At 46.4% G+C, this 224-nt stretch carries 1 protein-coding gene; it reads left to right on the plus strand.

The genetic code is table 11. From position 1 onward, the window contains the following. A partial coding sequence (locus CHH91_RS19420) for a histidine kinase dimerization/phospho-acceptor domain-containing protein (RefSeq protein WP_353615342.1) occupies positions 1-224 on the plus strand: 224 nt, incomplete at both ends.

Consider the following 224-nt stretch of genomic DNA (forward strand, 5'->3'; position numbering starts at 1 on the left):
TGATGAGGAACGAAAAGAAGTCGCGCAAATCATTTACGATGAATCGCTACGTATGGGCAGGCTCGTCAATGAGCTTCTCGATTTGGCACGTATGGAAGCAGGCTATATTGACTTGAAACGGGAAGAAGTGGATCTCGATTCTTATTTAGAACGGATTACCCGCAAGTTTGCAAGCTTTGCCCGCGACTATGATGTAACAGTCGAATTGGCCAAGCCAGGAAGAG

The organism is Virgibacillus sp. 7505 (assembly GCF_002272135.1).
GTDB lineage: Bacteria > Bacillota > Bacilli > Bacillales > Amphibacillaceae > Terribacillus.